We start from the raw sequence: 13,278 nt of genomic DNA, 5'->3' as shown, positions 1-13,278 counted from the left end.
CCGCGAAAAACGTTATGCGTCAGGCAGTCGCGTGCGCGGCGTGCACATCGTCGGCCGGCCGTGCCTCAGTCTGCTCCTTGGCCCACCGATAGTCGGGCTTGCCGGCCGGTGACCGTTTCACCTCGTCGACGAACCAAAGACTGCGTGGCACTTTGTATCCCGCGATCTCAGAGCGAACGAAGCTGTCCAGCTCGGCCAGCGACGGGCGCGCCCCTTCCCGGGCCTGCACCACTGCCGCGACGTGCTGGCCGTAGCGCGGGTCCGGCACCCCCACCACCAGTGCGTCGAACACGTCGGGGTGACCCTTCAACGCAGCCTCGACCTCTTCAGGGTAGATCTTCTCGCCGCCGCTGTTGATCGACACCGACCCACGGCCCAGCATCGTTACGGTGCCGTCCTCTTCGACCAACGCGTAGTCGCCCGGAATCGCATAGCGCACACCGTTGATGGTCTTGAACGTCTCGGCAGTCTTCTTCTCGTCCTTGTAGTAACCGACGGGGATGTTGCCTTTCTTCGCAATGAACCCGCGCACACCCGAACCCGGCTTCACCTCGTTGCCTTCGTCGTCGAGCACGACGGTGCGGTGATCGATGGTGACCCGCGGGCCACCGCTGTGCGGCGCGTCCTTGGCGACGATGCTGGTGCCACCGAACCCGGTCTCCGACGAGCCGATCGAGTCGGTGATGACGCGATTGGGCAGCAGCTCAAGGAGTTTCTCCTTGATGCTCGGCGAGAACAGCGCCGCAGTGCTGGCCAGCAGGAACAGCGACGACAAGTCGTAGTCGTTGTTCTTCTCCAGCGCATCCAGTAGCGGCCGCGCCATCGCGTCACCGGTGAAGAACAGCAGGTTCACCTTGTGCTTGTGAATCGTGCGCCATACCTCGTCGGCGTTGAATTCCGGTGCCAGCACCGTGGTTTGGCCTCCGAAGATCGACATCCAGGTGGCCGATTGGGTGGCCCCATGGATCATCGGTGGAATCGGGTACCGAACCATGGGCGGATTCGCCGCGGCGGCCTTGGCGAGGTCGTACTCGTCCTTGACGAATTCCCCAGTGGCGAAATCGGTTCCGCCGAGTAGCACGCGGTAGATGTCTTCGTGGCGCCACATCACGCCTTTCGGGAAGCCGGTGGTGCCGCCCGTGTAGAGGAGGTAGATGGCGTCGGCGGTGCGCTCGCCGAAGTCGCGCTCGGGCGAACTGTCAGCGATCGCGGAGTAGAACTCGACGCCCCCGTAGCGCTGGTAGTCCAGATCGCTGCCGTCCTCGACCACCAGCACCGTCTTGACGTTCGGGGTGTCCGGCAGCACGTTGGCGACCCGGTCGGAGTACTGGCGCTCGTGCACCAGCGCCACCATGTCGGAATTGTCGAAGAGATAGCGCAGTTCGCCCTCGACATAGCGGAAGTTGACGTTGACCAGGATGGCCCCCGCCTTGATGATGCCCAGCATCGCGATCACGATCTCGATGCGGTTGCGGCAGTAGAGGCCGACCTTGTCGCCCTCGCGCACACCTTGGTCGATCAGGTAATGCCCGAGGCGGTTGGCCTTCTCTTCCAGTTGGGCGTAGGTCAACTGCTCGTCACCACAGATGAGAGCAACACGATCCGGCACAGCGTCTATGGCGTGCTCGGCAAGGTCAGCAATATTCAGAGCCACGGCCACCAAATTAGAACGTGTTACATTTCTTGACAAGCTCACACCCCATGTCGAAGAAGAGGCGGTAGCCGTGGCGGAGCAGCCAGCAAACGAATCCGGGCCGGACGCGCTGGTCGAGCAGCGCGGTCACACCCTCATCGTGACGATGAACCGGCCGCACCGCCGCAACGCTCTGAGCACTGAAATGATGCAGATCATGGTGGAGGCGTGGGACCGCGTGGACAACGATCCCGACATCCGCTGCTGCATCCTGACCGGTGCCGGTGGCTACTTTTGTGCGGGCATGGACCTCAAGACCGCAACGCAGAAGCCGCCGGGTGACTCCTTCAAGGACGGCAGCTACGACCCGTCACGCATCGACGCCCTGCTCAAAGGTCGCCGGCTCACCAAGCCGTTGATTGCGGCGGTGGAGGGACCGGCGATCGCCGGCGGCACCGAGATTCTGCAAGGCACCGATATCCGGGTGGCCGGCGAGAGCGCCAAGTTCGGCATCTCCGAGGCCAAATGGAGCCTGTACCCGATGGGCGGTTCGGCCGTCCGGTTGGTCCGGCAGATCCCCTACACCGTCGCATGCGACCTACTGCTGACCGGACGGCACATCACCGCTACCGAGGCCCTCGAGATGGGCTTGATCGGGCACGTCGTCCCCGACGGTCAGGCCTTGACCAAGGCGCTCGAACTCGCCGAAATCATCGAGAACAACGGCCCTCTCGCTGTGCAGGCGATCCTGCGGACCATCCGCGAGACCGAAGGTATGCACGAGAACGAGGCGTTCAAGATCGATACTCAGATCGGCATCCAGGTCTTCCTGTCCGACGACGCGAAGGAAGGGCCGCGGGCGTTCGCCGAGAAACGCAAGCCCGAGTTCAAAAACCGCTGACCCATTTTCGCGCCGGGCGTGGCCCCTCGCGCGCTCAGCGTCGCCCCCTCGCGCCTCGCGCCCCGCGCCTCGCGCCCAGCGCCCCCTCGCCCCCAGCGCCCCCTCCTCGCGCCCGCGCCCCCTCGCGCCCCGCGCCCCCTCGCGCCCCGACTCCCCCTCCTCGCCGAGCGTGAACATACTGCGAAAATTACGTGCATTTTTCGCAGCCAGTTCACGTTCGGCGGGGCTGTCGGACCCTTACGACAGAGTGCGGAGCCGTGACGGGACCATTCATCGGCAGCGAAGCCATCGCAAAGGGCATTCTGACGCCATACCAGCTGCGCAGCCGCTACCAAGCAATCCATCCGGACGTCTATATCGCAAAAGGCACCGAACTGACCGCGATACAGCGCGCCTACGCCGCTTGGCTGTGGTCGAAAGGGCGCGGGATCGTGGCCGGACAGTCCGCGGCCGCGTTACACAAAGCCAAATGGGTCGATCACCGGAAGCCTGCGGAGCTCCAGTACGAGAATCGGCACCCCCCGAAAGACATTGTGATTTGGTCGGACCGGGTTGCGCCGGAGGAAACGCAGGTGGTCGCGGGCGTACTTGCGACCACCCCCACTCGCACGGCCTTCGATCTCGCCTGCCACTATCCACTCAACAAAGCGGTCGCGGCGATCGACGCACTCGCACGTGTCACGAAGCTCCAAACCGCTGACGTAGAGCCTCTTCTCGCGCACTACCGAGGCCACCGCAACATCCGCCGAGCCCGAAAAGCCCTGGCCCTCGTCGACCCGGGCGCACAGTCCCCGAAAGAGACCTGGCTGCGGCTGCTGGTCATCCAGGCCGGCTATCCGCGCCCGCAGACGCAGATCCCAATCTACGGCCGATACCAAGAACTCGTCGGCATTGTCGACATGGGCTGGGAGACAATAAGAGTCGCGCTCGAATACGAGGGCGAGCATCATCGGAGGCCAGGGCAGTTCGCCAAAGACATCGCGCGCTACGAAACGATGACGACCGATCTTGACTGGATCGTCCTCAGAGTCACCAGCCAGGACACCGCGGGAGGCATTCTGGGCCGGCTTGCCGTCGCGTGGTCGACCCGCGCGTCTACCCCAACACCGGCGCGCTCGGCGTGAACACCACCGGCATCGACTCCAGGCCGGACACGAAGTTCGCCGGCCGCAACGGCAACGCGGACTCGTCGGCCAAGCGCAGATCAGGCAACCGCTGCAACACCCGCGACGTCATCAACGACAACTCCAGACGGGCCAGCTGGTTACCCATGCAGAAGTGGGTGCCGAAGCCAAAAGCCAAGTGGCTGTTCGGATTACGACGGATATCGAACTTCTCCGGCTGATCGAAGACCGACTCGTCGAAGTTCGCTGCCTCGAACAAGAGCATGATCTTCTCCCCCGCCCTCAACGAGGTGCCGTGAAAGTCCGTGTCTGCGGTCAAAGTCCGGCACATGTTCTTCACCGGCGACGTCCAACGCAGCATCTCCTCGATGGCACCCGGCAGCAACGAAGGGTCGGCCACCAGATCCGCGAACTGATCCTGATGCCGCACCAGCTGCTCGGTCCCGCCACTCAACGTATGCCGGGTGGTTTCGTCCCCGCCGATCAGGATCAGCAAGGTCTCCATGACGATCTCTTCGTCCGACATCCGCTGACCCTCGACCTCGGCATTGATCAGGATCGAATAGAGGTCGTCGGTGGGCTCCGCACGGCGCTTGCCGATCAGGTCCATGGTGAAGGCCGTATAGCCGGCGAATGCCTCCATGACCGTCTGGAACTCCGCCGAGGTCGGGTCGATGTGCGACGACAGCCCGCACACCAGATCATCCGACCATTTGAGCAACATGCCCCGCTCTGAAGGCAGCACGCCGAGCATGTCGCCGATCACCGCCATCGGCAACGGCGCGGCGATGTCGCGGACGAAGTCGCACTCCCCCCGCTCACACACCGAGTCGATCAGGGTGTCGCACAGCTCCGCGATCGACGCCTCTTTGTCCTTGACCCGCTTGCGGGTGAAGCCCGCGTTGACGAGCTTGCGACGCACCAGGTGCGCTGGGTCGTCCATGTCGATCATGTAGGGCATACCCGGCTGGTCGGGACGGATGCCCCCGGTGCTGGAGAACAGCTCCGGGTTGCGCTCGGCGTCAAGGATCGCCTGATACGTTGTCGCACCTGCCAATCCGTTGCGGTCCCGGAACACCGGCTGGTTGGCCCGCATCCAGCGGTACGCCTCCCGCGCCGCAACCCCGTCGGCATAGAAGTTGCCGTCCGCCAGATCGATGTTCAAGATCGTGTCCGGAATCGTTGACGTCATCTACAGCCTCCAGTTTTCTGCCTCGAGGCCATTACAGTAAGCCCCATGCCTGTCTCGCAACACACCATCGCCGGAACGGTTCTCACCATGCCGGTCGTCATTCGCAAAGCCGATCAGCATTCCGCGATGTTCTCCGTCGACGCCGACGCAGCCCAGCGCCTCATCGACTACAGCGGCCTCGAAGTCTTCCAATACCTGCCCGGCCGGGCCATTCTGCTGCAACTGCTGGTCCGCTACATCGACGGCGATCTCGGCAAATACCACGAGTACGGCACCGCGTTCATGGTCAACAGGCCAGGCACCCACGACAAAGGCATCCGCGCCATGGCCGGCGCGGCCACCTTCATCCACCAACTGCCGGTCGACCAGGAGTTCACCCTCGAGGCCGGCCGCACCATCTGGGGATACCCAAAGATCATGGCGGACTTCAACGTTCGGGAGGGACGCAAGTTCGAGTTCGACGTCAGCGCCGACGGTCAGTTGATAGCTGGCATCGAGTTCAGCCGCGGACTGCCGCATCCGGCGCCCAAACCCCAGACATTGACGACCTACTCCTGCCTGGACGGCGTGACCCGCGAGACCACCTCGACCATGCAGACCACGGGTGTGCGGACCCGGCTCGGTGGTGCCAGGATCCGTCTCGGCGAGCACCCCTACGCCAAGGAACTGGCGACGCTGGGACTGCCCAAGCGGGCGCTGATGACGCAGTCGGTCACCAACGTGGAGATGTCGTTCGGCGACGCACGCGCCGTCTGACACCATCTCCATCCGGCCAATCTAGAACGTGTTCTAGCGAGGCCGCAAGCACCGGCCTCAGGTCAGCGCGGCGAGGTCGCGCACCTGCTCAACGCTGCGAGCACCGACCACCATCATGGTGACGCCGGATGCCTCCCAGGCCACGATCTGCTTACGCACGTAGTCCAGATCCCCGACGATCATGGCGTCGTCGACCAGCTCGTCCGGGATCACCTTCGCCGCCTCATCCTTGCGGCCTGACCGGAACAGCTTGGTGACATCGTCGACCACCTCGGAATATCCCATCCGGCGGTAGACGTCGGCGTGGAAGTTAGTGTCTTCGGCGCCCATGCCGCCCATGTAGAGCGCCAGGTACGGCTTGACCGCCTCGAACGTCCCGGCACGGTCCTCGGTCACCACCACCTGTGCGGTCGCGCAGACCTCGAAGTCCTCCCGCCTGCGGCGGGCGCCGGGCCGGGCGAATCCCTCGTCCAGCCACTCGTTGTAGGTGTCGGCCATCCGCGGCGAATAGAAGATTGGCAACCAGCCGTCGCAGATCTCGGCGGCCAGCGCTACGTTCTTCGGCCCTTCCGCGCCCAGCATGATCGGGATGTCGGCGCGCAGCGGGTGGGTGATGGGCTTCAGCGGCTTACCCAAACCCGTTGTCCCCTCGCCGGTCAACGGCAACGGGTAGTGCGGCCCATCGCTGGTCACCGGCTTCTCCCGGGCCCACACCTGGCGCACGATGTCGATGTATTCGCGGGTACGCGCCAGTGGCCTGGGGAAGCGTGCCCCGTACCAGCCCTCGACCACCTGCGGGCCGGACACGCCCAGGCCGAGGATGTGCCGGCCGCCCGACAGGTGGTCCAACGTCAACGCCGCCATCGCGCAGGCGGTCGGGGTGCGCGCGGACAGCTGCACCACCGAAGTGCCCAGCCGCACGCGCTGCGTCTCCCGGCCCCACCACGCCAGCGGCGTGTAGGCGTCGGAGCCCCATGCCTCGGCGGTGAACACGGCGTCGAAACCGGCCTCCTCGGCGGCCGCGACGAGCTCCGCGTGGTTCTCCGGCGGCTGAGCGCCCCAATAACCCAGTTGCAATCCGAGCTTCATGCGTCGCCTTCCCAAGGCCTTCCAAAGGGCCTAGTTGAAACCATTCTTAGAACCTGTTCTACTCGAATGCGTGACAGCCAGCTCAAGCGGCCCGGCCCTGATCGATCACCCTGAGCCGCCCCTCTCTGCCCCGTTGACGTTGTCCTTCGACTACACCCGTTCGGTGGGTCCCACGCTGGGCAAGTTTTTCACTGCACTGCGTGAGCGCCGCGTTCTGGGAGTACGCGGTTCCGATGGCCGGGTACATGTGCCGCCGCCGGAATATGACCCGGTTACCTACGAACCGCTGGGCGAAATGGTACCGGTGGAAAGCGTCGGCACCGTCGTTTCCTGGACCTGGCAACCCGCGCCGATCGGCGGTGAACCGCTGGACCGGCCGTTCGCCTGGGCGCTGATCAAGCTCGACGGTGCCGATACTCCGCTGATCCACGCCGTGGATGTCGGAGCCGCCGGTCCTTCGGGCATCAAGACCGGCGACCGGGTGCACGTGCACTGGGCCGACGAGACCGTCGGCGCCATCACCGACATCGCCTACTTCGCACCCGGCGACCAGGCCGAGGACGTGCCGGAACCCCAGGCCGGACTGGACCCGGTCAGCATGATCATCACGCCGGTCTCGCTGACCATCCAGCACACCGCATCCCACGAGGAGAGCGCCTACCTGCGGGCGATAGCCGAAGGAAAGCTGTTGGGCGCCAGGACAGGTGAGGCCGGAAAGGTCTACTTCCCGCCGCACGGCGCCGACCCGGCCACCGGCCTGCCGACCACCGAGTTCGTCGAGCTGCCGGACAAGGGCACGGTGACGACGTTCGCCATCATCAACATCCCCTTCCAGGGCCAGCGCATCAAGCCGCCCTACGTCGCGGCCTACGTGTTGCTCGACGGTGCCGATATTCCGTTCCTGCACTTGGTCGCCGACGTGGACGCGCACGAGGTACGCATGGGGATGCGGGTCGAGGCCGTATGGAAACCCCGCGAGGAGTGGGGATTCGGGATCGACAACATCGAATTCTTCCGGCCCACCGGCGAACCGGACGCCGAGTACGACACCTACAAGCACCACCTGTAAAGGGCACAGCTACACATGAGTGATCGCAATGTCGCGGTGGTCGGCTTCGCCCACGCGCCGCATGTTCGCCGTACCGACGGCACCACCAACGGCGTCGAGATGTTGATGCCGTGCTTCGCACAGCTTTACCAGGACCTCGGCATCAACAAGTCCGACATCGGCTTCTGGTGCTCGGGCTCCTCCGATTACCTTGCCGGGCGTGCGTTTTCGTTTATCTCGGCGATCGACTCGATCGGCGCGGTGCCGCCGATCAACGAGTCACACGTCGAAATGGATGCCGCCTGGGCTCTTTTCGAGGCCTACATCAAGATCCTCACCGGCGAGGTCGAAACCGCGCTGGTGTACGGCTTCGGAAAATCCTCGGCGGGCATTCTGCGCCAGGTCCTGACCCGCCAGACCGACCCCTACACCGTTGCGCCGCTGTGGCCCGACTCGGTGTCGATGGCCGGGTTGCAGGCCCGGATCGGGCTGGACTCCGGCAAGTGGACACCCGAGCAGATGGCTCAGGTCGCGCTCGATTCGTTCGCGCAGTCCGAGCGCAACGACTCCGAGAAGCCGGCCAAGAGCATCGACGAACTGCTGGCCCGCCCGTTCTTCAACGACCCGTTGCGCCGCCACGACATCGCTCCGATCACCGACGGCGCCGCCGCGATCGTGCTGGCCGCCGATGACAGAGCCCGGGAACTCCGCGAAAACCCGGCCTGGATCACGGGAATCGAGCACCTTATCGAGACGCCGGTGCTGGGTGCGCGCGACCTCACCACCTCGCCGTCCACCGCGGCGTCGGCAAAGGCCGCCACCAACGGCGACACCGCCATCGACGTCGCCGAGATACACGCGCCGTTCACCCACCAGCACTTGATCCTGGCTGAGGCGATCGGGTTGACCGACAAGACGAAGGTCAATCCGTCCGGCGGTGCGCTCGCGGCCAACCCGATGTTCGTCGCCGGACTGGAGCGTATCGGCCTGGCGGCACAACACATCTGGAACGGATCGGCACAGCGGGTGCTCGCGCACGCCACCAGCGGGCCTGCGCTGCAACAGAATCTGGTCGCGGTCATGGAAGGACAGAACTGATGGCCGGCGCAGGAGCGCACCTCGCCGCGGTACTCGGTACCGGGCAGACCAAGTATGTGGCGAAGCGCAAAGACGTGTCGATGAACGGCATGGTTCGCGAGGCCATCGACCGGGCGCTGGAAGATTCGGGCTGCACCTTCGACGACATCGACGCCGTCGTCGTCGGCAAGGCACCCGACTTCTTCGAGGGCGTCATGATGCCCGAGTTGTTCATGGCCGACGCAGTCGGCGCGACGGGCAAGCCACTCATCCGGGTGCACACCGCGGGTTCAGTGGGTGGCTCCACCGGCGTGGTGGCGGCCAGTCTGGTCCAGTCCGGCAAGTACCGGCGGGTGCTGGCGATGGCCTGGGAGAAGCAGTCGGAATCCAATGCCATGTGGGCACTTTCGATCCCGATTCCGTTCATCAAGCCCGTGGGTGCGGGCGCCGGTGGGTATTTCGCCCCGCACGTCCGGTCCTACATCCGCCGGTCGGGCGCGCCGCTCAACATCGGTGCCATGGTCGCGGTCAAGGACCGGCTCAACGGGGTGCGCAACCCGCTGGCCCACCTGCACCAGCCCGACATCACCGTGGAGAAGGTGATGGAGTCCCCGATGCTGTGGGACCCGATCCGGTACGACGAGACGTGCCCGTCCTCGGACGGTGCCGCCGCCGTCGTCATCGGTGACGAGGAAACGGCCGATGCCAAGGTGGCTGAGGGCCGTCCCGTCGCGTGGATTCACGCCACCGCGTTGCGCACCGAGCCGCTGCAGTTCTCCGGCCGTGACCAGGTCAGCCCGCAGGCCAGCCGTGACGCGGCCGCCGCGCTGTGGAAGGCCGCCGGCATCACCAGCCCGATCGACGAGATCGACGCCGCGGAGATCTACGTGCCGTTCTCCTGGTTCGAGCCGATGTGGTTGGAGAGCCTCGGTTTTGCCCCCGAGGGCGAGGGCTGGAAACTCACCGAGGCGGGCGAGACCGCTATCGGCGGACGAATCCCGGTCAATCCGTCCGGCGGCGTGCTGTCCTCCAACCCGATCGGCGCCTCCGGCCTGATCCGCTTCGCCGAGGCTGCCATTCAGGTTATGGGCAAGGGCGGTGACCATCAGGTGCCCAATGCCCGTAAGGCGTTGGGCCACGCCTATGGCGGCGGTTCGCAGTATTACTCCATGTGGGTAGTCGGCAGCGACAAACCGGAGGAAGCTTCGATATGAAGTACACGCTCAGTATCGCGTTCAGCCCGATCGAGCAGATGACCGAGCTCGCCAAGACGGCAGAGGAAGTCGGGTTCGACTCCATCGCGTTACCGGATTCGATCTTCTACTTCGAGCAGCAGTCCGTCGACTATCCCTACACCGCCGACGGCAAGCGGATGTTCGACGAGAACGCCCCCTGGGTCGATCCGCTGATCTTGGCGGGCACGATGGGCGCGGTTACCTCGAAGCTGCGGTTCTACACCAACGTGATGAAGCTGGGTTCGCGCAACCCGCTGCTGCTGGCCCGTCAGGTCGGCTCGGTGGCCAACCTGACCAACAACCGCTTCGGCTTCGGTGTGGGAATCGGCTGGGCACCAGAGGAATTCGAGTGGTGCGGGGTGCCGTATGCGCGTCGCGGCAAACGCGTCGACGAGATGATCGAAGTGATCAAGCTGGTACTGGCCGGCGGGATGGTCGAATTCCACGGCGAGTTCTACGATTTCGACCGCCTGCAGATGAGTCCCGCGCCCAGCGAGCCGGTGCCGTTCTATGTCGGCGGCCACACCGACGTCGCCCTCAAGCGCGCCGCCCGGGTCAGCGACGGGTGGACCAGCGCGATGATGACGCACGCCGAACTGGACGAGACCATCAAGAAGCTCAAGGCACTGCTCGCCGAAAACGGCCGCGCGGACGATCCTTTCGAGTACCAGGCCGTCTGTATGGACAAGTCCGGCGTGGACGGCCATCGGGAGCTGGCCGAGATCGGGGTGACCGACTACATCACCATTCCGTGGGTGTTCGACGGCCTGGCCTTCGATCCGCCGCTGGACAAGAAGCAGGACTCGATGAAGCGGTTCGCCGACACCTACATTCATTCCGGCTGGCAGGACAAGTGACCAATCCGGCGCACGAGGCGGGCCGGCGATCCCGCGAGGCGGTCGCCGCTCGCGACAAAGACGCCTGGCTGGCCGTCTTCGCCGATGACGCCATTGTCGAAGACCCCATCGGCCCATCGGCTTTCGACCCGGAAGGCAAGGGCCACCGCGGCCTTGAGGCGATATCCGCGTTCTGGGACAAGGCAATCGCGCCCACCACGAAGATCGAGTTCTTCTTCCGCGACACCTACCAGTGCGGCAACGAGGAAGCCAACGTCGGGCACATTCTGATCACCACGGGCGACTACCAGACCACGGCCGAAGGCGTTTTCACGTACAAGGCCAACGACGAAGGCCAGATGGTGGCACTACGCGCGTACTGGGAGATGGACCGGGCCGCCGCCGCCACCCGCCGAGTGTGAAGCCAGTCTCCCCCCGCCGAGTGTGAACCTGGCCGCACATTCGGCCACGAGCGTGCAGCTGGCCGCACATTCGGCCAGGGCTAGGCCGGCTCATTCGGCCAAAGCTAGGCCGGCTCGATCGGCTCCACCCCGGCGATATGCCGCTGCGCCAGGTCCCGATAAGCCTGCGGGTTGACGTTGACCCACATCTCGGCGCCGGTGCCCTCGATCGGCCCCTTCACTTTCGCGGGCGCGCCGGTCACCAGCATGCCGGGCGGAATCTGGGTTCCACCCACCACCACAGCACCGGCCGCCACCATGCAGCGCGCGCCGATCACCGCGCCGTCGAGCACCGTCGCATGGTTCGCGATCAACGCCTCGGAGCCGATGTGCGCGCCGTGGATCACGCACAGATGCGCCACGGTGGCCCCGGGACCGACGTCGACGGGGATGCCCGGCGGTGCGTGCAGAACCGACCCGTCCTGCACGTTCGCGCCCTCACGGATCACTACGGGCGCGTAGTCGCCGCGCAGCACGGCGTTGTACCAGACGGACGCCCCCGCCTCGACGGTGACGTCACCGATCAGGGTCGCGGTCGGCGCCACGAACGCGGTGGGATCGACCTTCGGCGAGCGGCCTTCGAAAGAGAACAGCGGCATCAGTTACATATACCGCAATGCGCATACGCCCCCAGCAAACTCAGCCAGACTCGCCGTCGTTGCGCTTCCCCGCCCCAAAACTGTAACGTGTTCTAGTTAGTACCCGTGATCTGGAGGTGACAGGTGAGTACCGACACAAGTGGAGTCGGTGTCCGGGAGATCGATGCCGGCGCGTTGCCGACCAGATATGCCCGAGGATGGCACTGCCTGGGCGTGGCCGAAGACTTCCGTGACGGCAAGCCGCACTCGGTTCAGGCGTTCGGCACCAAGTTGGTCGTCTTCGCCGACTCCACGGGCGACATCAAGATCCTGGACGGCTACTGCCGGCACATGGGCGGCGACCTGTCCGAAGGCACCATCAAGGGCGACGAGGTCGCCTGCCCCTTCCACGACTGGCGGTGGGGCGGCGACGGCCGCTGCAAGCTGGTGCCCTACGCCAAGCGCACCCCCAAGACGGCGCGCACCCGGGCGTGGACGACGGACGTTCGCGGCGGCCTGTTGTTCGTCTGGCACGACCACGAGGGCAATCCGCCGGACCCTGCGGTCCGGATCCCCGAGATTCCGGAAGCCCACAGCGACGACTGGACCAATTGGCGCTGGAACCGGATCCTCATTGAGGGATCCAACTGCCGGGACATCATCGACAACGTCACCGACATGGCGCACTTCTTCTACATCCACTTCGGCCTGCCGACGTACTTCAAGAACGTCTTCGAGGGCCACATCGCGTCGCAGTACCTGCACAACGTGGGACGCCCCGACGTCAACGATCTCGGCACCTCGTACGGCGAGGCGGAATTGGACTCGGAGGCCTCCTATTTCGGCCCGTCCTTCATGATCAACTGGCTGCACAACAGCTACAGCGGCTTTAAGTCCGAGTCGATCCTGATCAACTGCCACTACCCGGTGACTCAGGACTCCTTCGTCCTGCAGTGGGGCGTCATCGTCGAAAAGCCCAAGGGCATGGACGAAAAGATGAGCGACAAACTGTCCCGAGTCTTCACCGAGGGTGTGAGCAAGGGCTTCCTGCAGGACGTCGAGATCTGGAAGCACAAGACCCGCATCGACAATCCGCTGCTGGTCGAAGAGGACGGCGCCGTCTACCAGATGCGTCGCTGGTATCAGCAGTTCTACGTCGACGTCGCCGATGTCACCCCGGAGATGGTGGAGCGCTTCGAGATGGAGGTCGACACCGCCCGGGCCAACGAGTTCTGGAACGCGGAAGTCGCCGAGAACCTGAAAGCCAAAGAGGCCGAAGCGGTTTCCGACGAAGCGGTTTCCGACGAAGCGGTTGCCGACGAAGTGCCGGCCGAACAACACTGACCGA

Annotated in this window: 13 protein-coding genes; 9 read left to right on the top strand and 4 right to left on the bottom strand. The window is 64.9% G+C overall.

Going from position 1 to position 13,278, the window contains the following annotated elements; translation table 11 throughout:
• Positions 1–19 precede the first annotated feature (19 nt).
• On the bottom strand, positions 20–1,660 hold the full coding sequence (locus QXK92_RS28565) for an acyl-CoA synthetase (protein WP_306247441.1): 1,641 nt from the start codon (positions 1,658–1,660) through the stop codon (positions 20–22).
• Positions 1,661–1,724: 64 nt separating this feature from the next.
• Here QXK92_RS28565 and QXK92_RS28560 point away from each other — a divergent pair, with 64 nt between their 5' ends.
• Positions 1,725–2,534 carry a crotonase/enoyl-CoA hydratase family protein gene (locus tag QXK92_RS28560; protein ID WP_055582018.1) on the top strand — a complete coding sequence of 270 codons (810 nt, stop codon included), beginning with the start codon at positions 1,725–1,727 and terminating at the stop codon, positions 2,532–2,534.
• 257 nt (positions 2,535–2,791) lie between these two features.
• Complete coding sequence (locus QXK92_RS28555; protein WP_306247440.1) at positions 2,792–3,658, top strand: hypothetical protein; 867 nt, start codon at positions 2,792–2,794, stop codon at positions 3,656–3,658.
• On the opposite strand, the gene QXK92_RS28550 is transcribed toward QXK92_RS28555, so the two are convergent.
• The gene (locus QXK92_RS28550) at positions 3,630–4,850 is read right to left on the bottom strand and encodes a cytochrome P450 (RefSeq protein ID WP_306247438.1); all 1,221 of its coding nucleotides are present in this window, start codon (positions 4,848–4,850) and stop codon (positions 3,630–3,632) included. The two genes, QXK92_RS28555 and QXK92_RS28550, sit on opposite strands and share 29 nt — an antisense overlap.
• A 45-nt stretch (positions 4,851–4,895) precedes the next feature.
• On the opposite strand from QXK92_RS28550, the gene QXK92_RS28545 reads away from it, so the two are divergent.
• Complete coding sequence (locus QXK92_RS28545) at positions 4,896–5,606, top strand: acetoacetate decarboxylase family protein (RefSeq protein ID WP_306247437.1); 711 nt, start codon at positions 4,896–4,898, stop codon at positions 5,604–5,606.
• A gap of 57 nt (positions 5,607–5,663) precedes the next feature.
• Here the strand turns inward: QXK92_RS28545 and QXK92_RS28540 are convergent, their stop codons facing one another.
• A complete protein-coding gene (locus tag QXK92_RS28540) occupies positions 5,664–6,695 on the bottom strand; it encodes an LLM class F420-dependent oxidoreductase (RefSeq protein ID WP_306247435.1) in 1,032 nt (343 codons plus the stop codon).
• Between the two features lie 70 nt (positions 6,696–6,765).
• Here QXK92_RS28540 and QXK92_RS28535 point away from each other — a divergent pair, with 70 nt between their 5' ends.
• From QXK92_RS28535 to QXK92_RS28515, 5 genes are read left to right on the top strand one after another with little or no spacing between them, the layout of a single operon-like run.
• Complete coding sequence (locus QXK92_RS28535; protein WP_306247433.1) at positions 6,766–7,764, top strand: Zn-ribbon domain-containing OB-fold protein; 999 nt, start codon at positions 6,766–6,768, stop codon at positions 7,762–7,764.
• Between the two features lie 15 nt (positions 7,765–7,779).
• Positions 7,780–8,841: a thiolase domain-containing protein gene (locus QXK92_RS28530; protein WP_306247430.1), complete on the top strand. Its 1,062-nt coding sequence runs from the start codon at positions 7,780–7,782 to the stop codon at positions 8,839–8,841.
• Complete coding sequence (locus QXK92_RS28525; protein WP_306247428.1) at positions 8,841–10,034, top strand: thiolase domain-containing protein; 1,194 nt, start codon at positions 8,841–8,843, stop codon at positions 10,032–10,034. Before QXK92_RS28530 ends, QXK92_RS28525 begins: the two co-directional genes overlap by 1 nt.
• Positions 10,031–10,912: a TIGR03619 family F420-dependent LLM class oxidoreductase gene (locus QXK92_RS28520; protein WP_306247426.1), complete on the top strand. Its 882-nt coding sequence runs from the start codon at positions 10,031–10,033 to the stop codon at positions 10,910–10,912. Before QXK92_RS28525 ends, QXK92_RS28520 begins: the two co-directional genes overlap by 4 nt.
• Positions 10,909–11,313 carry a nuclear transport factor 2 family protein gene (locus QXK92_RS28515; protein WP_306247424.1) on the top strand — a complete coding sequence of 135 codons (405 nt, stop codon included), beginning with the start codon at positions 10,909–10,911 and terminating at the stop codon, positions 11,311–11,313. The genes QXK92_RS28520 and QXK92_RS28515 overlap by 4 nt, the downstream gene beginning before the upstream one ends.
• 104 nt (positions 11,314–11,417) lie before the next feature.
• Here QXK92_RS28515 and QXK92_RS28510 read toward each other — a convergent pair whose 3' ends face one another.
• Positions 11,418–11,951 (bottom strand): gamma carbonic anhydrase family protein, encoded by a 534-nt coding sequence (locus QXK92_RS28510; protein WP_306247422.1) that lies wholly within the window; start codon positions 11,949–11,951, stop codon positions 11,418–11,420.
• A 123-nt stretch (positions 11,952–12,074) separates the two neighbouring features.
• Here QXK92_RS28510 and QXK92_RS28505 point away from each other — a divergent pair, with 123 nt between their 5' ends.
• Positions 12,075–13,274 carry a Rieske 2Fe-2S domain-containing protein gene (locus tag QXK92_RS28505; protein ID WP_306247420.1) on the top strand — a complete coding sequence of 400 codons (1,200 nt, stop codon included), beginning with the start codon at positions 12,075–12,077 and terminating at the stop codon, positions 13,272–13,274.
• Positions 13,275–13,278: the final 4 nt, after the last annotated feature.

The organism is Mycobacterium sp. TY815, assembly GCF_030755135.1.
Taxonomy (GTDB): domain Bacteria; phylum Actinomycetota; class Actinomycetes; order Mycobacteriales; family Mycobacteriaceae; genus Mycobacterium.
This window is presented reverse-complemented; position numbering and strand designations above follow the sequence as displayed.

Excerpts from the sequence above, each read along its gene's own strand:
- QXK92_RS28520 (WP_306247426.1), top strand. The coding sequence starts at position 10,031 with ATGAAGTACACGCTCAGTATCGCGTTCAGCCCGATCGAGCAGATGACC.
- QXK92_RS28545 (WP_306247437.1), top strand. The coding sequence starts at position 4,896 with ATGCCTGTCTCGCAACACACCATCGCCGGAACGGTTCTCACCATGCCG.
- QXK92_RS28550 (WP_306247438.1), bottom strand. The coding sequence starts at position 4,850 with ATGACGTCAACGATTCCGGACACGATCTTGAACATCGATCTGGCGGAC.
- QXK92_RS28510 (WP_306247422.1), bottom strand. The coding sequence starts at position 11,951 with ATGCCGCTGTTCTCTTTCGAAGGCCGCTCGCCGAAGGTCGATCCCACC.
- QXK92_RS28525 (WP_306247428.1), top strand. The coding sequence starts at position 8,841 with ATGGCCGGCGCAGGAGCGCACCTCGCCGCGGTACTCGGTACCGGGCAG.
- QXK92_RS28540 (WP_306247435.1), bottom strand. The coding sequence starts at position 6,695 with ATGAAGCTCGGATTGCAACTGGGTTATTGGGGCGCTCAGCCGCCGGAG.
- QXK92_RS28530 (WP_306247430.1), top strand. The coding sequence starts at position 7,780 with ATGAGTGATCGCAATGTCGCGGTGGTCGGCTTCGCCCACGCGCCGCAT.